13 protein-coding genes are annotated in these 18,525 nt (G+C 43.2%); 9 read left to right on the forward strand and 4 right to left on the reverse strand.

The features are described from left to right. Window positions 1-34: 34 nt before the first annotated feature. Window positions 35-2,377 (forward strand): type I DNA topoisomerase, encoded by a 2,343-nt coding sequence (gene topA, locus M2470_RS03230; protein WP_280743414.1) that lies wholly within the window; start codon window positions 35-37, stop codon window positions 2,375-2,377. A gap of 2 nt (window positions 2,378-2,379) precedes the next feature. Here topA and argS read toward each other — a convergent pair whose 3' ends face one another. Then, window positions 2,380-4,173: an arginine--tRNA ligase gene (gene argS / locus M2470_RS03235; protein WP_280743655.1), complete on the reverse strand. Its 1,794-nt coding sequence runs from the start codon at window positions 4,171-4,173 to the stop codon at window positions 2,380-2,382. Window positions 4,174-4,268: 95 nt separating this feature from the next. On the opposite strand from argS, the gene M2470_RS03240 reads away from it, so the two are divergent. Continuing rightward, window positions 4,269-5,696, forward strand: a complete 1,428-nt coding sequence (locus M2470_RS03240) for an MFS transporter (RefSeq protein WP_280743413.1) — start codon at window positions 4,269-4,271, stop codon at window positions 5,694-5,696. Window positions 5,697-5,812: 116 nt separating this feature from the next. Here the strand turns inward: M2470_RS03240 and M2470_RS03245 are convergent, their stop codons facing one another. Both M2470_RS03245 and xerD read right to left on the reverse strand, forming a co-directional pair. Next, complete coding sequence (locus M2470_RS03245) at window positions 5,813-7,672, reverse strand: PCMD domain-containing protein (protein ID WP_280743412.1); 1,860 nt, start codon at window positions 7,670-7,672, stop codon at window positions 5,813-5,815. Window positions 7,673-7,789: 117 nt separating this feature from the next. Beyond that, complete coding sequence (gene xerD / locus M2470_RS03250) at window positions 7,790-8,680, reverse strand: site-specific tyrosine recombinase XerD (protein WP_280743411.1); 891 nt, start codon at window positions 8,678-8,680, stop codon at window positions 7,790-7,792. A gap of 69 nt (window positions 8,681-8,749) precedes the next feature. On the opposite strand from xerD, the gene aroQ reads away from it, so the two are divergent. The 5 genes from aroQ to M2470_RS03275 are packed head-to-tail and all read left to right on the forward strand — an operon-like array spanning window position 8,750 to window position 12,873. Beyond that, window positions 8,750-9,169, forward strand: a complete 420-nt coding sequence (aroQ, locus tag M2470_RS03255) for a type II 3-dehydroquinate dehydratase (RefSeq protein WP_280743410.1) — start codon at window positions 8,750-8,752, stop codon at window positions 9,167-9,169. 40 nt (window positions 9,170-9,209) lie between these two features. Continuing rightward, window positions 9,210-10,667, forward strand: a complete 1,458-nt coding sequence (gene pyk / locus M2470_RS03260) for a pyruvate kinase (RefSeq protein ID WP_280743409.1) — start codon at window positions 9,210-9,212, stop codon at window positions 10,665-10,667. After that, window positions 10,664-11,299: an O-methyltransferase gene (locus tag M2470_RS03265; protein WP_280743408.1), complete on the forward strand. Its 636-nt coding sequence runs from the start codon at window positions 10,664-10,666 to the stop codon at window positions 11,297-11,299. The genes pyk and M2470_RS03265 overlap by 4 nt, the downstream gene beginning before the upstream one ends. A gap of 14 nt (window positions 11,300-11,313) precedes the next feature. Further along, window positions 11,314-11,649, forward strand: a complete 336-nt coding sequence (gene rbfA / locus M2470_RS03270) for a 30S ribosome-binding factor RbfA (protein ID WP_280743407.1) — start codon at window positions 11,314-11,316, stop codon at window positions 11,647-11,649. Between the two features lie 3 nt (window positions 11,650-11,652). After that, entirely contained in the window at window positions 11,653-12,873 is a 1,221-nt protein-coding gene (locus M2470_RS03275; protein ID WP_280743406.1) for an FtsX-like permease family protein, read from the forward strand. A 4-nt stretch (window positions 12,874-12,877) separates the two neighbouring features. Here M2470_RS03275 and M2470_RS03280 read toward each other — a convergent pair whose 3' ends face one another. After that, on the reverse strand, window positions 12,878-13,726 hold the full coding sequence (locus tag M2470_RS03280) for a LytTR family transcriptional regulator DNA-binding domain-containing protein (RefSeq protein ID WP_280743405.1): 849 nt from the start codon (window positions 13,724-13,726) through the stop codon (window positions 12,878-12,880). A 179-nt stretch (window positions 13,727-13,905) separates the two neighbouring features. Between M2470_RS03280 and M2470_RS03285 the strand changes: the two genes are divergently transcribed. Together M2470_RS03285 and M2470_RS03290 are read left to right on the forward strand one after the other, a co-directional pair. Continuing rightward, window positions 13,906-15,051 (forward strand): DUF6051 family protein, encoded by a 1,146-nt coding sequence (locus M2470_RS03285; protein ID WP_280743404.1) that lies wholly within the window; start codon window positions 13,906-13,908, stop codon window positions 15,049-15,051. A gap of 105 nt (window positions 15,052-15,156) precedes the next feature. Next, on the forward strand, window positions 15,157-18,372 hold the full coding sequence (locus M2470_RS03290; RefSeq protein WP_280743403.1) for a S41 family peptidase: 3,216 nt from the start codon (window positions 15,157-15,159) through the stop codon (window positions 18,370-18,372). Window positions 18,373-18,525 lie beyond the last annotated feature (153 nt).

Raw genomic sequence — 18,525 nt, forward strand, 5'->3', positions numbered from 1 at the left:
GTTTGCACTCGTTTTTATAAGAAGTATTGGAAATATGCAAAAAAACCTTGTGATTGTAGAGTCGCCGGCGAAAGCTAAGACGCTTGAAAAGTTTCTTGGAAAAGACTTTAAGGTAATGTCCAGTTACGGACATATCCGTGATCTGAAAACAAAAGAATTTGGTATAGATATTGAACATAATTATGCTCCTCAATATGTAGTGCCAAGTGATAAAAAGAAACTTGTAACAGAATTAAAGGCCGAGGCGAAAAAGGCCGAGATGGTATGGCTGGCTTCCGATGAAGACCGCGAAGGAGAAGCTATATCCTGGCATTTGGCTGAGGTATTGAATCTGGCGCCTGAGAAGACAAAACGTATTGTTTTTCACGAAATAACCAAGGATGCTATTTTGCATGCCGTTGAAACTCCCCGCAGTATAGACTATAATCTGGTGAATGCACAACAGGCACGTCGTGTGTTAGACCGTATCGTTGGGTTTGAGCTTTCTCCAATCTTGTGGAGGAAAGTAAAACCAGCTTTGTCGGCCGGGCGTGTGCAATCGGTAGCTGTACGACTTATTGTAGAGCGCGAACGGGAGATTAATCATTTTGTCTCTGAAGCTTCTTTCCGAGTAATTGCGGAATTTATCCTTCCGGACGGAACAACTGTTTTAAAGGCAGAGCTTAATAAACGTTTGAAAACAAAGAAAGAAGTAACGGATTTCCTGGAATCCTGTAAAACAGCTTCTTTTAAAATAGATGATATTTCTACCAAACCTGTAAAGAAGTCGCCGGCTCCTCCTTTTACAACTTCTACTTTGCAGCAGGAAGCTTCCCGCAAATTGGGATATTCTGTGTCGCAAACCATGATGCTGGCACAGCGTTTGTATGAATCTGGATTTATAACCTATATGCGTACCGACTCGGTTAATCTGAGTGACTTGGCTTTGGGTACGACAAAAGAGGCGATATTAAATATCTATGGCGAGAAATATTATCATTTCCGCAAGTATAGTACAAAGACAAAGGGGGCGCAGGAAGCTCACGAAGCCATTCGCCCTACCTATATAAGTAATGAAGAGATAAGCGGTACGGCCCAGGAGAAAAAGCTCTATGAGTTAATCCGCAAACGCACCATTGCCTGCCAGATGGCAGATGCAGAACTGGAACGTACAACGATTTCTGTTGACATTTCCGGACAAAAGGAAAAGTTCTCAGCCGTAGGCGAAGTCCTTGTTTTCGACGGATTCCTACAAGCGTATCGTGAAAGTACGGATGATGAAAGTGAAAAAGAACAGGAAAGCGGTTTGTTGCCTCCGGTAAGCATTAACGATGTGTTGGCGATGAGGCAAATAGAAGCTACCGAGCGATTCACTCAACGTCCGCCTCGCTATACGGAAGCCAGTCTGGTTCGCCGTTTGGAAGAATTGGGAATCGGTCGTCCTTCTACATACGCTCCAACTATACAGACCATCCAAAACAGAGAATATGTAATAAAAGGAGACAAGGAAGGGGTAGAGCGTTCTTACACAGTATTCACCTTGTCGGGAAGTAAAATTACAGAGAAAGAAAAACAGGAAATAGCAGGTGCGGACCGTTCCAAGCTAATGCCGACCGATATTGGTGTTGTGGTGAATGACTTCCTGATGGAATACTTCCCCGGCGTACTGGACTATAACTTTACAGCCAGTGTAGAAAAAGAGTTTGATGCGGTGGCAGACGGTGAAATGGTATGGACAGATGCTATTGATCGTTTCTACAAGATGTTCCATCCGATAGTGGAACGAACATCAGCTGTAAAAACCGAACATAAAGTAGGAGAACGTGAATTGGGCATTGACCCACAATCCGGTAAGCCTGTATTTGTGAAGATCGGTCGTTTTGGACCAGTAGCTCAGTTGGGAGCAGCTAATCCAGATGACAAAACTGCTCCGAAGCCACAGTTTGCTTCTCTGATGAAAGGGCAGTCCATTGAAACCATCACTTTGGAGGAAGCACTGAAACTATTTGAGCTTCCCCGTACGATTGGTGAATTTGAAGATAAAGTTGTGGTAGCCGGTATTGGCCGTTTTGGTCCGTTTATCCGCCACGACGGCAAATTTATCTCTATACCGAAAGACTTGAGCCCGTTGAGTATTACCCTCGACGAGTCTATAGAGCTTATAAAAGAAAAGAGACTAAAAGAGGCTCAACGTACGCTGAAAACGTTTAGCGAAGAGCCTGAAATGGAAATACTGAATGGTCGTTTCGGACCTTATATTGCCTATAAAGGTAGTAACTATAAGATCCCGAAAACCATCAAAGACCCCAAAGAGATTACTCTGGACGAAGCCCTGAAGATAGTACAGGATGCCGGCGAGAAACCGGCAACCAAGAAACGGGCCACTAAAAAGAAGTGATCTTACATCCGCTCGGGAACTTCAATTCCCAGCAATGAAATACCTGTTTTAATCACCTGAGCTACGTTTTCTGATAATATCAGACGGAAGTTCTTCAAGTCTGCGTTTTCTTCGCGCAGAATGGAGAAGTCGTGGTAGAACTGATTATATTCTTTTACCAGGTCATAAATGTAATTACAGATCAGAGCAGGGCTATAGGTTGTTCCGGCTTCCTGAATGGTAGAAGCATAAGCAGCTACGGTTTGTATCAGGTTTTCTTCTTTTTCGGAAATAGCGATAGATGTCGGTATCTCACCTGGCAATGTGATGTTCTGTTCGGCTGCTTTGCGCAATACGGAACGGATACGGGCATAGGTATATTGAATGAATGATCCTGTGTTGCCGTTGAAGTCGATAGACTCTTTCGGGTTGAAGGTCATGTTCTTCCGGGGATCTACTTTCAGGATGAAGTATTTCAAAGAGCCTAATCCTACAATACGGGCTATGTTTTCAATCTCTTCAGGTGTCATTTCATCCAGCTTGCCCAATTCCTGTGATATTTCGCGGGCAGTATTTACCATCTCGTCCATCAAGTCGTCGGCATCTACAACTGTACCTTCGCGGCTCTTCATCTTTCCTTCTGGTAGCTCTACCATCCCGTAAGAGAAATGTACCAAGCCTTTGCCGAAAGCAAATCCCAACTTGTCTAATAAGATAGATAATACCTGGAAATGGTAATTCTGCTCATTACCTACTACATAAATCATTTTATCTATCGGGTAATCGTCAAAGCGTAGTTTGGCTGTTCCGATATCCTGTGTCATATAAACAGAAGTGCCATCGGCACGAAGCAGTAGCTTTTCGTCCAGTCCGTCTTTTGTCAGGTCGGCCCATACCGAAGCGTCTTCCCGTTGATAAAAGACACCTTCTTTCATTCCGCGCAAGACTTCGTTTTTTCCTTCCAGGTATGTTTCCGATTCATAATAAATCTTGTCGAAGTCAACACCCATCCGTTTATACGTTTCGTCGAATCCGGCATATACCCAACTGTTCATTGTACTCCACAACGAGCGGACGTGTTCGTCTCCGGCTTCCCATTTGCGAAGCATTTCACGGGCTTCAGCCATTAATGTAGCTTCAGCTTCAGCCTGTTCCTTAGATAGGCCTTTGCCCTCCAGCTCTTTTAGTTCTTGCTTATAATGTTTGTCGAATAAAACGTAATATTCGCCAATCAGATGGTCACCTTTCTTTCCGGAGGATTCCGGTGTTTCTCCGTTGCCCCACTTCTCCCAGGCCAGCATTGATTTGCAGATATGTATCCCTCTGTCGTTTACAATATTTGTTTTGACAACCTTATTGCCATTTGCCTTCATAATCTCAGACAAACTATATCCTAAGAGGTTGTTGCGGATATGCCCCAAGTGCAGCGGTTTGTTTGTGTTAGGGGAAGAATATTCAATCATCACCAATGGAGACTGTTCTGAAGCGGCAGTAATACCGTAGTTTGGCTGTTTGTGTATGCTGTTTAGTAAATCAATCCAGCAGTAGGACGAAACTGTCAGGTTCAGAAATCCTTTGATTACGTTGTACGAGGCAATAGTTGGTTCGTTTGCCTGAAGGTATTCGCCTATTTCCTGGGCTGTTACCTCAGGAGATTTCTTCGATACACGAAGAAGTGGAAAAACAACTAATGTTAGATGTCCCTTAAACTCCTTTTTTGTTTTTTGCAGTTGGATTTGTTCTGCCGGAACCTCGGCTCCATATAAAGATTTAATACCTGTAATGATTGCTCCGGTGATTTGCTGCTCGATCATAATATATTCTTTTCCGATTTGACTTATTTGTTTGCAAAGGTACATATTTTCTGATATTCCGTTATCTTTACAGTCCTAACTTAAATCTTTATCAGAAAATGAATGTCTTTAGCAAATTCCCCAGAACCTTTTGGGTAGCGAATACTATTGAGTTGTTTGAACGCTGGGCGTGGTATGGTTTTTTCATGTTATTTGCCAATTATCTGACAGGATCTTCCGATCTGGGAGGACTGGAGTTTTCCCAAAGCCAAAAAGGAATGCTAATGGGGGTAGGGACAGCTATCTTGTATTTTCTTCCGGTGCTGACAGGTGCTATTGCTGACCGATACGGTTACAAAAAGGTGTTGTTCCTGTCGTTCATTATATATGTTTCGGCCTTTATCTTATTGCCGATGTTTTCTACATTTACAGGTGTGTTTCTTATGTACCTGTATCTGGCAGTAGGTGCGGCTTTATTTAAGCCTATTATTCAGGCTACAGTCGCAAAAACCACAACAGATGAGACCTCCTCCATTGGATTCGGGATCTTTTATATGATGGTAAATGTAGGTGCATTCTTCGGGCCAATGGTTACGCTGTTGTTCAAGGGATCTTCACATTTAATCTTCTATGTCTCTGCCGGAATTATCATGTTGAATTTTTTACTACTTCCTTTCTATAAAGAGCCGGGGAGGAATGAAACGGAAAAACAGAAAAGCCCTATTCTTCAAACTTTTTCAGAGATATTCCGCAATATGGGAACCATATTAAAAGATGGTAAATTTATTATCTTTCTCTGTATCGTAGCCGGTTTCTGGGCGATGTATCATCAGTTGTTTTTTACCTTACCGGTGTTTGTATCCCAATGGGTAGACACCAGTGCGTTATACACTTTTTTTCAGACCTATATTCCTTTTATCAGCGACAATTATAGCCCCGCTCCGGGAGTGATGGATGCAGAGTTTGTTACCAATATGGATGCCTTTTATATTATCCTGTTTCAGGTCTTGGTGTCCAGTCTTGTAATGAAGCTTAAACCTCTACATTCGATGATAACCGGTTTCTTAGTTTGCTCTATCGGGATGGCGCTTACCTTTATGTCGCAAAATGTATTGTTTACATTGGTAGCTATCCTTATTTTCGGACTGGGCGAGATGGCTGGCTCCCCTAAAATATCAGAGTATATCGGACGCATTGCTCCGGCAGACAAGAAAGCCCTGTATATGGGATATTCGTTTATTCCTGTATTCTTAGGTAATCTGTTGGCAGGTATTATTTCCGGAGTTGTATATCAAAAAATGTCGGATAAAGTAGAGCTTTCCCATAGATTCGTAACAGAAAAAGGCCTGCAAATTCAAGAGGGCTTATCAACCAATGCCTATTTTGAAGAAGTAGCTCGTCAGGTAAACCTCAGCCCCCACGAACTAACTAATCTTTTGTGGGAAACCTATAACCCATCACATATATGGATGGTACTGCTCGCTATCGGACTGATAGCCGTAGTTTGTCTGTTTATTTACGATAGAATTATTAATAAGGAGCAATAGTTTCTGTTGGCTGATAGCTATCGGTCAGTTGGCCGACGGCCGTCAGCCAAATAACCGACAGTTGTCGGTCAAATGGTTGATGGCTGTGGGTCAATTGTTTTCTGCTATAGTTTTTCTTATTTTACAGCTGCTTTTCGGGTTATTTCATTGATTTCAACAATGTATATTCCTTTTGGTAATGAGATACTTGTTGTTCCCGGGTTTACTTTTTGGCTGGCATATTTGCTTCCGTTCATGCCATAGATGTTTAGTGTGCCATTCTTATTGCTTTTTACATATAAAGTTCCTGATTGGGTATATATGCTGATTTCGCCGTTTATGGTTGCTATTCCTGTGGCATTTTTAGGTTTTATACCTTCGATTTGAATAACGGCACCTTCTTTGATATATCCTAAGTCTATGAGAACTTCATTGATAGAGCTGCTTTTTAACTGTTCGTCTTTAGGATAAACAATAACTCCATCTACTTTCACGATCAGGCCTTCCAGTGAATACTCGTCACTTACCTGTATTTTTAACGTGAGGACTCTGCCTTCTTCTGTACTTCTGCCCCATATAGTTTCAGTTGTTACAGCCTCAGTAATGTCTTCGTCTGTTGTTTCATCTATAATAGGAGTGAAGGTGATCTCGGGATTGTTGCTTATTACAGTCAGCACTTTTTCTCTTTCGTCTACCGTAACCACGTAATTATGCGCTACCGGTTTTTGTGCCCACCTGATGATGTATTCGCCGGCTTTTACAGGGTATGTTAGTTTTTCTCCCGATTGAGTATATGCTTCAGCAATGGGTATGGTGCTGAAAATTAGTGTTGGAGTACCGTCTACAATAGAAGCATCCTCTTCGGTTAGCCCTTCGTATATAAAGTAGAATATAGGTGTTTCTGTAGCTTCGGAAATACAATTTTCCAACTTAACAGTCAGCGGAGCCGGTAGTACCGTAACAGACATCGTGACTTCTGCATCTGAGTAACGTCCATTATCTGCCTGAGATATCGTTATATTGGTAGTTCCGGGAGAGAGGAATCTGATGGTTCCGTCCTCAACTGCTGCGATGGATGGGTTTTCTACTGTTATTTGGAATTCACTTTCCGTATTATTAGATGTAGGATTGAAAGCTGCTTCCCTTCCATAAAAACATTCATAAGGTAGGGTAGGCAATGTGATGACTGTTTTATTCCGTTTGAATGTCAGCTCTACATCGTCTGCCCATAAGATGTTCTCCTTACCGATGGCATTGCGATCATAATAGTTGGCAGAAGATATAACGATATTCAGCTTTTCCGGTGTTCGGTTACTGCTGTATTGGAAAGGAACAGCAATGCGTGTCCACTCATTTAATTCACCATTAATACGGTATTCGGCTTTTCCGATTAAACGGGCTCCATCGCTACTAGCTAATACACAGCGATCCTGGTCGTATATGGTTGCAGTATCTGTAGAAGCAGTCTTTCCTTCAGGATTTACTGGCACTTTTGAGGTAGAGGTGCCTTCCCACAAGTAAGCAAGGATTAGAGCATTTTCGTTTTTATCGCCACCAAGCGTTCGTTTATAATACCCCACAATCGAGTCAGGGCGCTCAGAATATTCTATTCCACCTACGGTTCCTCCATCACATTCGGGAATATTCATTACTGCATAAGCCCATGGAACACCTAATGTGATGTAGGCTGGCGCATTACTGCCAATGCTTCCTAATCCAACAAATTTGTTTTCCATTTTGGCTGATAGTCCACCTATTCTTCCGGCATCAGGCTCAACCACTACCTTTGAAGCAAAGAGAAGTACTTTTTGGTTCACATTAGAGGCTTCCCAACCTGCTGGTTGCTGACCGGGTCTCAGGTATTCTCCGGGTAATGCTCCATTTCCTCTTGTGTCTGAGTTCCAACTTTCAAAATCTCCGTTGACTTGTGCGCTTGAATTACTTATGTTAAGAATTAGCAAACACAAAATAGCAAGGTAAAATCTTTTCATCTTCATAGAATAGTTATTTTAAAATAATATTGTAAAAATTCGACAAAGGTATAAATATTCTCCTTTCCTAGCTTTTGTTTGTTTAAATCCGGACTATAAAAAGGTTGTTTAACACCAAAAAGTTTAGCGTTTGCTTCTGGGGTGATGTAGTAGGATTTCTTTTCGGAGAAATTCGCGGTCGATGTGTGTGTATATCTCGGTTGTGGTTATTTTTTCATGCCCCAGCATCTCTTGTATGGCACGTAGATTGGCACCACCCTCCAGTAGGTGAGTGGCGAAGGAATGGCGGAAGGTATGAGGGCTTACGTTTTTGTGTATTCCCGCCATTTCGGTTTGTTGTTTGATGATGTGGAAGACCATAATACGTGACAAAGCTGTCCCTCTGCGGCTGAGGAAGAGGATGTCTTCAAAGCCTTTCTTTACCCGAATCAGGTTTCGGTCGAACAGGTAATTCTTAATTTCGTGAAGAGCTGTTTCTGAGATAGGGACTAAACGTTGTTTGCTCCCCTTTCCCTCTACTTTGATAAAGCCTTCGTCAAAATATACGTCCGGATAGCGGAGGGATGTTAGTTCTGAAACACGTAGTCCGCAGCTGTATAATACTTCCAACATGGCACGATTCCGTTGTCCTTCCAGCAGTGATAAGTCGATTGTGTCAAGGATGTTGTTTATTTCATTAACCGTGAGAACTTCCGGCAGCTTGAAGCCTATTTTGGGTGACTCAAGCAGTTCGGTAGGGTCAATCGTTATATAGCTGTCGAGAAGAAGGAAACGGTAAAAAGATTTGATGCCGGATATGATACGTGCCTGTGAGCGAGGATGGATACCTATATCATGTAATTGTGCAACAAACTGTTGTAAATTTTCATATGAAACAGTGGAATAGGTAAGCCCTTCATCTGCCATAAAACGAAGCAATTTGTCAAGGTCGGTCATGTATGCATCTACCGAATGGGGTGAGAGTGCCTTTTCCAACCGGAGATAAATTTGGTATTTGCTAATAATATCATTCATAAAATCACTACCTTTGCCCCACTAAATATGTGCCGGCTTATGGTACAAAGGTAATAAACTTGTAACAAAATGAAGAAGTTTCAGATTATCAACGGGCCAAATCTTAATCTGCTGGGAAAACGTGAGCCGGCAGTATATGGAAATCTTTCATTTGAAGGTTATCTGGACGTTTTGCGAAAGAAATATCCTCAGTGTGAAATAGATTATTATCAGAGTAACATAGAAGGTGAATTGATAAACAAAATACATGAAGTAGGTTTTAGTTACGATGGAATTATTTTAAACGCAGGAGCTTATACGCATACGTCTATCGCTTTGCACGATGCGATAAAAGCGGTAGATGTGCCGGTTGTGGAAGTACATATATCTAATGTGCATGCGAGAGAGTCTTTCCGGCATGTTTCCATGATATCGGCTGCCTGCAAAGGGGTTGTTTTAGGTTTTGGATTGGATTCGTACGAATTAGCACTCCAAGGATTAATTAATTAAAATTAGAGATTGAAAATTGAAAACTGAAAACGAAGTTTTTATGTTAAAGCATACAAAGATTGTTGCTACTATTTCCGATAAACGCTGTGACGTAGATTTTATCAAACAGCTATACGACTCGGGAATGAATGTTATTCGTCTGAATTCTGCTCACATGGGTGAAGATGGATTCGACAGGGTTATTAATAACGCCAGAACCGTATCAAATCGTATCGGGATACTGATGGACACGAAAGGTCCTGAAATCAGAACTACGATAACAGCCTATCCGATAGAACTCAAGACTGGCGATCGTATAAAAGTAAAAGGTGATCCAACGGTAGAGACTACCCGCGAATGCCTGAATGTATCATACCCTAGTTTTGTAGACGATATGAAAGTGGGCGATGATATGTTGATCGATGACGGCGATCTGGACTTGAAGGTCGTAGAAAAGCACTCGGATTATCTGGTTTGTGAGGCTTTGAACGATGCTACATTAGGTAGTCGTAAGAGCGTGAACGTGCCGGGAGTGCGGATTAATCTTCCTTCTCTTACGGAGAAAGACAGAAGCAATATACAGTATTGTATTAAAAATAAGGTGGATTTTATTGCACATTCGTTTGTACGCAGCAAGCAGGATGTGTTGGATATCCAGAAAATCCTGGACGAGCAGAATAGCCAGATAAAGATCATTGCCAAAATAGAAAACCAGGAAGGAGTAGACAATATCGACGAAATATTGGAGGCTGCTTACGGAATTATGATTGCCCGGGGCGACTTGGGTATTGAAGTGCCTGCCGAGAAGATTCCCGGTATACAGCGAGTGCTGATACGTAAGTGCGTAGAAGTGAAGAAGCCGGTAATTGTAGCGACACAGATGCTCCACTCCATGATTAACAACCCACGTCCTACCCGTGCGGAAGTAACCGACATCGCGAATGCGATCTATTATCGTACCGATGCCTTGATGCTGAGTGGTGAAACGGCATACGGAAAATATCCGGTGGAAGCAGTTCAAACGATGACGAAGGTAGCACGCGAAGCAGAGAAAACAAAACTGGCGGCTAATGATATCCGCGTTCCTATTGAAGGGAACGACTTGGATGTTACATCTTTCCTGGCTAAACAGGCAGTTAAGTCATCCTCAAAGCTACAGGTGAAAGCTATTATAACAGACAGCCATACTGGTCGTACCGCTCGTTTCCTTGCAGCATTCAGGGGGACTTCTCCGGTATATGCCATTTGCTATAACGAAGATGTGATGCGTACGCTTTCCCTCTCTTACGGGGTATGGGCTGTTCATCAACCCTGGGACGATAGTCGGCGCGGATACTTCTTCAATGCCTTGAACGAACTAATCCATAGCGGGCATATTACCCGTGACAATATGGTTGCTTACTTGAGCGGTAGCTTTGGCGAAGGAGGCGGAACCACTTTCCTTGAGATAAATAATGTAGGAAAAGTGCTGGATAATGCGAACGCTTATTCGCTGCCTACGTTCAAAGAGAAAAAATGAATGCCGATGCGTTAGACGATTATATCCTTTCACATATTGATGAGGAAGGGGATTTATTGGCAGAGCTAAACCGGGATGCACATGTCAACTTACTTCGTCCAAGGATGTTGTCGGGGCATTTGCAGGGGCGTATCCTCAAAATGTTTTGCAGGATGTTACGCCCCAGACGCATCCTTGAAATCGGTACGTATACGGGCTATGCTACGCTTTGCATGGCTGAAGGGATAGACGACGATGCCCTTATTTATTCCATTGAGATCAATGATGAAATGGAAGACTTTATAAATAAATATGTATCGAAGTCGCCCGATAAGCATAAAATAAAAGTTTGCTTTGGTGATGCGATGGATATTATCCCTTCGCTGGGCGAAACATTCGATATGGTATTTATCGATGCCGACAAGCGTTTGTATTCCGCCTACTTTGATTTGGTTTTCCCCTTTGTGCGGGAAGGCGGAATTATATTGGCCGATAACATCCTTTGGGACGGAAAGGTATTAACTCCTCCGCAACCGGCAGACAAACAGACGGTCGGTATCCTAGACTTTAACGAAAAGATAAAACAGGATACGCGAATAGAAAAAGTTATACTACCTTTACGCGACGGCCTTACGGTTATATGGAAAAAATAATAAAGTAAAACAGTATGGAAAGCAAGAGATTACAAAAAATACAACGCCTGCTCCAGAAAGAACTGGGCGATATATTCCAAAAGCAGACCCAGGCTTTGCCGGGAACGCTTGTCTCTGTGAGTGCGGTACGAGTAAGCCCCGACCTGAGTATTGCGAAAGCGTACCTGAGTATATTCCCCTCGGAAAAAGGCGAAGAGCTGCTGAAGGCTATTCGTACCAATACAAAGTCGATACGTTATGACCTGGGGCAACGCGTACGTACTCAGCTACGTGTCATTCCCGATCTATCATTTTTTATCGACGACTCGTTAGACTATATAGAAAACATAGACAAATTGCTAAACAACTGAAAATTGAATATCTCTTTTTTCATAGCCCGCAGGTACCTCTTTTCTAAGAAATCGCATAATGCCATTAATGTTATATCGATGGTGGCGGTTTGTGGGGTGGTAGTTGCTACTATTGCATTGGTTTGTGCATTATCCGTTTTCAATGGCTTTAACGATTTGGTTGCGTCTATGTTCAGCAACCTCGATCCCGATCTGAAAGTTACGCCGGCTGCCGGAAAGGTGTTTGAGCCCTCGGAACAGTTGGCTAAGCTCCGTAAGTTGGAAGGTGTTTCCTGTGTGAGTGAGGTGCTGCAGGAAAATTCACTGATCAAGTACAGTGATCGCCAGGTAATTGCCGTAGTAAAAGGGGTAGATGAATATTATAAAGAGCTGACGCAGATTGATAGTGTCTTGGTAGACGGTGAATTTATTTTGCAGGATGAGGTGGTGGATTATGCCACTTTGGGACTTGGGCTGGCTGCCTCGCTGGGTATCAAGCCCTCCTTTTCTTTTCCCCTGGAGATTTATGCTCCCAAACGGGATGTAAGTGTTAATCTTTCCAACCCGGCTACTTCCTTCAACCTGGAATATGCTTATACCCGCGCCGTTTTTCGGATGAATCAGCAGCTGTATGACGAAAACTATATGCTTGTCCCCCTTTCGCTGGCACGAACATTATTTACATACGAAAATGAAGTTTCGGCTCTGGAAATTAAGGTAGCCAAAGGAGCAAACGCCCAATCAGTCAAGAAACAAATCAAAGCATTGCTGGGAAATGACTTTGAGGTGAAAGATCGCTTCGAACAACAGGAAGCCTCCTTCAAAATGATGCAGATCGAGAAGTGGATGACTTTTCTGATCCTTTGTTTTATTCTGGCTATAGCCCTATTTAATGTCATAGGCTCGTTGTCGATGCTAATGATAGAGAAGCAAGATGATATACGCACCCTCCGTAATATGGGAGCCGACGATTCACTTATTCGTCGTATCTTTCTTTTCGAAGGCTGGATGATCTCTGGTTTTGGAGCTTTGATCGGTATTGTTATTGGATTAGTCATTTGTTTGCTCCAACAGGAATTAGGGCTCATTAAGATGGGAGCTGCCGGAGCTTTTATTATTGATAGTTATCCCGTACGAGTAGCCTTTTTGGATATTTTTGTCGTCTTTTTGACGGTCATGGCTATCGGTTTTCTCTCCGCTTGGTATCCGGTATATAAACTGGGTGACCGCTGGCTTAAAAAGTAATAGTTTACGAAGAGTAGGTCATAAACCAATGAGTAACTTTCTCACTGTATGATTTGGAGATCGGGATGTCGGGTACTCCTGAGATGTCAAATTCCATAAAGAGCCCGTCCTTCTGACGGCGGATAACCTTTATTTGTTCAAAGTTTACCATGTAAGAGCGATGGCATCGCCGAACGGGTGTGTCTGAGAAGTGTTCCTCCAGCGAACGTAAGGAGTTGCGCAGCATAAATTTCGTTAGATGTTCCTTGTTGAGATACCATATAATTACATAGTTGTCTGCCGACTCAATATATAATAGGTTTTCTTTTTTTACAGACAGGCGGAGTTCTCCCTTTTCATCGTAGAAATTATAAACAGAAGCGCGTGCGGGAGTCGTAGAGCTACTTTCTTCAAGCAACTGAATCTGGCGCTCTTTATCCCGGTAGGAGAAGTAAAGATGAATGGCAGCGTAAGGAAGCAGTAATACCAGGCTGGTATTTATCGATGACTCCTTAAATACATTCAGCCATTCTCTTTCAGGATTTACGGACAGCGTATAAATGGTGTAGAACAACGACATGAAAAATATCTCAGCCAAAATCCAGATAGCATATTGCCCGAACGTTATCGAATGACGCTTGCCCCGGTAATGCATAATTATTCTGCTGATAACAACGACCAGTACCCCGGTGAGAATGATCAGGCTGGAAAATATGAAAAATTTGAATTCGGATACCGGATACCACTGAGGCGATCCGAACGGCTTGTATATATTAATAAATACCAAAGCAAAAAGTGCGGTTAATAATATTAGCCGAATTATATTTCCTTTATCATAAATGTAGCCGGGTAGTTTCTGATTCCAAAAATTCATTTCAACACTTTTTCTTTCCACAAATGTAACTAAATAATCCCGAATTAGCCTTTTGTATTCACCCCGTATATTTGTTTTTCGCCCCTGCATATCCCTTTTCATCCCTTAGCAGTGGTAGAGGAACCATTAATTTGCTGCATTCCTTCAACTGTTGTTTGTTTGTGGAAAATACCAGTCCTATGGATGTTACGATTCGATCTCAACAATTGCACACGCTTTTCTCGTATGAAAAGAAGGCAGATATAGTGGATAGCCGTCTGGAAATAATACCTTACAACTTTATTCAGAAAGAAAAAAGTCGTGAGATAAAAGATTTTCAGCGAGAGCTTCTTCCTACTGAATTCTGCCCCCTTACCGACGATTGTATCCAGGAAAATAAATCCTTCACTTATACAATTTTTGCTCCTAAAAGGAAAATAAAGCATGACAAGGCAATTATTCTTTTACATGGGCTAAATGAACGCACCTGGGATAAATACCTTACTTGGGCGGAATATCTGGCTTCGGCGACAGGCAAAGCCGTTATTTTGTTCCCGATTGCTTTTCACATGAACCGCACGCCGGATCACTGGAATAATCCGCGTGCTGTATTACCTTGGGTTACCAAACGCAGGCAGACGGTAGCAGATTTGTGTAATTCTACTTTCGCCAACGTGGCTTTAAGCAGCCGTATCTCCCGGCATCCGTTGCGTTTTTATATCTCCGGACGCGAATCGGCTTACAATCTTTGCCAACTCGTTCACGAAATAAAGAACGGCGAACACCCCTCGTTCCAAGAGGACACATCTATAAACCTTTTTGCTTATTCCATAGGAGCGCTTCTGTCTCAGGTTCTATTACTGGCCAATCCGGACAAGATCTTTTCTGATACCCGCCTGTTTATGTTTTGTGGTGGCTCTATCTTTAACCATATGGATGGGAATGCCCGTGATATCCTCGACAAAGAAGCTTTTGATCGTCTGCAGCAATATTATAATACAGACTTTCTCGAAAAAGAGAGACTCCCGGCTTCTTTTGGGAATGACTTCCTGGAGCAGGCTTTTAAGGCAATGATCCGTCAGGATGTCCTTTCGGAATTCCGCGAGGGCTTTTTCGAAAAAGCCTGTAACCGCATTCGCGTTATATCCCTAAAGAAGGATGTCGTTATCCCTACGCTTGGTGTAATAAAAGCCCTGGGTAAAGCCTCTTCGCACATCCTGGAAGAAATGGACTTCCCGTACTCCTACAGTCACCAAGTACCCTTTCCTACCTCGCCCAAAGTAGAATCCTCCCTTATTAATAACGCATTCTTAAAAGTCTTCGGCAAAGCCGCTGCTTTCCTGTGAGTAAATAAAAATAGCTCACGACTCATTTTAATTGGCTCGTGAGCTATTTTATTTTGGTAACGGGGCATTTTTATTACATTTGTGGATAACTAAAACGTGAAGTTTATGCGAAACACATTGCTATCTATTCTTTTTTTATGCGCCGGAACTATTTCTACGGCTTTTGCAGCCGGTGAAGGGCGGCTTTTGCGCTTTCCGGCTACGAACGGCAGCGAGATTGTATTCTCGTATGCTGGTGATTTATATAAAGTATCTATTAATGGGGGAGAAGCTACACGTTTGACTTCTCATGTAGGATATGAGATGTTTTCCCGCTTCTCGCCTGACGGGAAAACGCTTGCTTTTACCGGCCAGTATGATGGTAATACGGAAGTATATACGATCCCGGCATCCGGGGGAGAGCCCCTTAGGGTAACATACACAGCCACCAATGCCCGGGACGACTTAGGGGATCGTATGGGCCCGAACAATATGGTGATGGGCTGGACGCCCGACGGCAAGAACATTGTCTACCGGAATCGTATCAGTTCAGGATTCGACGGAAAGCTGTACACCGTAGGTAAAGAAGGTGGGCTGTCTCAGCCGATACCTCTGCCGGAAGGTGGTTTCTGTTGCTATTCTCCTGACGGAAGCAAGCTGGCTTACAACCGCGTAATGCGTGAATTTCGTACCTGGAAATATTACAAAGGCGGGATGGCTGATGATATCTGGGTGTACGACCCCGGCAAGAAAAAAGTAGAGAACATTAGCGAAAATGTAGCACAAGACATCATGCCGATGTGGGCGGGAGATAATATCTTCTACATTTCAGACCGCGACCGCACGATGAATATTTTCGTTTACAATACCTCTACCAAGCAAACTGAAAAGGTGACGAATTTTACAGAATACGATGTGAAATTCCCCAGCATACATGGAAATACAATTGTGTTCGAGAATGGCGGATATCTCTATAAGATGAATGTTTCCGACCGCAAGCCCGAGAAAGTAAACATCACACTCTCGTCGGATAATATTTATGCCCGTTCGGAAATAAAAGACGGAGCGAAATATATTACAGCTATAAGTCTTTCTCCTGATGGCGAACGCCTGGCTGTAACTACCCGTGGCGAAGTATTTAATATTCCGGCCGAAAAAGGGGTGACAAAGAATATTACCCGTTCGCCGGGTGAGCATGACCGTAATGCGCAATGGTCGCCCGACGGTAAGTGGATTGCCTATATATCCGATGCTACCGGTGAAACAGAGCTTTGGATGCAGGATGCCACAGGTGGAGACCCCGTGCAACTGACTAAAAACAACGATACATACATACGTAACTTCGACTGGACTCCAGACTCCAAAAAGATCGTTTATACCGACCGCAAGAACCGGATCAATCTGCTGGATGTTTCAAGTAAGGGCGTAACGAAGATATTGGAAGACCCCATTAGCGAAATACGTGATGTAAAGATTTCTCCCGATAACAATTGGCTGACTTATTCCCGTATGGCTAAAAATGATTTCAGTATCGTATATGTTTATAATCTGACCACCAAAAAAGAATACCCAGTAACTGATAAATGGTATGATTCCTACGCTCCGGTATTCAGTACGGATGGAAAATACCTCGTATTTGTTTCAATGAGGGATTTCAGCCCAACATATAGCAATACCGAATGGAACCATGCTTATACCAATATGGGAGGTGTTTATCTTGCTTTGTTGAGCAAAGATACGCCTTCGCCATTTTTAACCCCTCAATCCCCTAAAGGGGAAGCGGATAAAAAAACGGGTGATACCGGAGCCACCCCTTCAGGGGGCTGGGGGAGTGATCCTGACGGCATTGTTGATCGGATCATCAAACTTCCCCTTTCAGCCGGCAAATACGGTAATCTCTATTCGGATGGTGAGCGAGTGTATTATGCGATGGGACAGAATACAAAAGTGTTTGATCTTAAAAAACAGAAGCAGGAAGACGTGGCAGATGGGGCAACGATGTATGTGGAGCCCGGAAGCAAGAAAGCTCTCTTCTTTAAGTATCCTTCTTCTATATATGTAACGGATATTCCTAAAGGGAAAGCAGACCTGAAAGATGCGGTAGACATTTCAAACATGAAGATAACCACCGATTATGCGCAAGAATGGAAGCAAATATTTAATGAAGGATGGCGGGCGATGAGAGATGGCTTCTACGTGGAAAATATGCACGGCGTAGACTGGAAAGCCATGAAGAAAAAATACGAAGTACTGCTTCCGTATGTAAAGAGCCGCCTCGACCTGAACTATATTATAGGAGAGATGATAGGTGAGTTGAATGTAGGACATGCGTATATTAATCCGGGTGAATACGAGAAAGCGGGACGGATACAAACCGGACTATTGGGCGCTGAAATTTCCCGCGACGCCTCCAGTGGTTTCTTTCGTTTGGAAAAGATCTGGCTGGGAGCTTCCTGGAGCAAAGACTTGCGCTCTCCGCTGACAGAACCGGGCATCGAAGCAAAAGCAGGCGAATATATTGTTGCCATTGACGGTGTACCGACCAATAGCGTGAAGGATATGTATTCGCTGTTGGTAGGTAAGGCAAATATCCCGACAGAATTGTCGCTGAACTCAAAAGCCCAGTTGGCCGGAGCACGTAAGATTATCATCAATCCGCTAGCCGAGGAGTATTCGTTGCAACACTATAACTGGGTGCAGGAGAATATCAAAAAGGTAGACAAGGCCTCGAATGGAAAGATTGGTTATGTATATATCCCGGATATGGGGGTCGATGGGCTGAACGAGTTTTCGCGCTATTTTTATCCGCAACTGGATAAGGAAGGCTTGATTATCGACGATCGTGCGAACGGTGGCGGAAATGTATCTCCGATGATACTGGAACGCCTGGCTCGTGAACCGTATCGCGTCACCATGTATCGTGGTTCCAAGCGTACCGGAACCATTCCTGACGCCGTGCAGGTAGGCCCGAAAGTATGCCTTATCAATAAGTATTCAGCTTCCGACGGCGACTTATTTCCCTGGGGATTCCGTGCATTGGGACTGGGTAAGCTGATTGGTACCCGCACCTGGGGAGGCATCGTTGGTATCAGCGGATCGTTACCTTTCATCGACGGAACGGATATGCGTGTTCCTTTCTTTACTAGCTATGATCCTAAAACGGGCGACTGGATTATCGAAAATCACGGGGTAGATCCCGACATACTGATTGATAATGACCCAATCAAAGAATGGAACGGAGAAGACGAACAGCTCGACCGTGCCATCGAAGAAGTCATGAAAGAACTGAAAAACCGCAAACCACTTCCGGGCATACCAGCCCCAAGGGTTTGGAATAAGTAGGCAGCTTGTGATATGGGAAAGGTGGTATGTGCTAAGGGATTCACATGCCACTTACCACCTTCCCCTTACTACATTAAATAGAAAGTATCACTAAGAAGATAGATTATATTTATCTTTTTAGTGATACTTTTATGTTTTGGATTGTTATGTAAT

This window comes from Parabacteroides sp. PH5-46 (assembly GCF_029892785.1).
GTDB lineage: Bacteria > Bacteroidota > Bacteroidia > Bacteroidales > Tannerellaceae > DFXE01.

Bases quoted from the DNA above. Each gene is read 5' to 3' on its own strand.
- M2470_RS03290 (WP_280743403.1), top strand. From the start codon at position 15,157: ATGCGAAACACATTGCTATCTATTCTTTTTTTATGCGCCGGAACTATT.
- M2470_RS03245 (WP_280743412.1), bottom strand. From the start codon at position 7,672: ATGAAGATGAAAAGATTTTACCTTGCTATTTTGTGTTTGCTAATTCTT.
- topA (WP_280743414.1), top strand. From the start codon at position 35: ATGCAAAAAAACCTTGTGATTGTAGAGTCGCCGGCGAAAGCTAAGACG.
- M2470_RS03285 (WP_280743404.1), top strand. From the start codon at position 13,906: ATGGATGTTACGATTCGATCTCAACAATTGCACACGCTTTTCTCGTAT.
- rbfA (WP_280743407.1), top strand. From the start codon at position 11,314: ATGGAAAGCAAGAGATTACAAAAAATACAACGCCTGCTCCAGAAAGAA.
- M2470_RS03265 (WP_280743408.1), top strand. From the start codon at position 10,664: ATGAATGCCGATGCGTTAGACGATTATATCCTTTCACATATTGATGAG.
- aroQ (WP_280743410.1), top strand. From the start codon at position 8,750: ATGAAGAAGTTTCAGATTATCAACGGGCCAAATCTTAATCTGCTGGGA.
- M2470_RS03240 (WP_280743413.1), top strand. From the start codon at position 4,269: ATGAATGTCTTTAGCAAATTCCCCAGAACCTTTTGGGTAGCGAATACT.
- pyk (WP_280743409.1), top strand. From the start codon at position 9,210: ATGTTAAAGCATACAAAGATTGTTGCTACTATTTCCGATAAACGCTGT.
- xerD (WP_280743411.1), bottom strand. From the start codon at position 8,680: ATGAATGATATTATTAGCAAATACCAAATTTATCTCCGGTTGGAAAAG.
- M2470_RS03280 (WP_280743405.1), bottom strand. From the start codon at position 13,726: ATGAATTTTTGGAATCAGAAACTACCCGGCTACATTTATGATAAAGGA.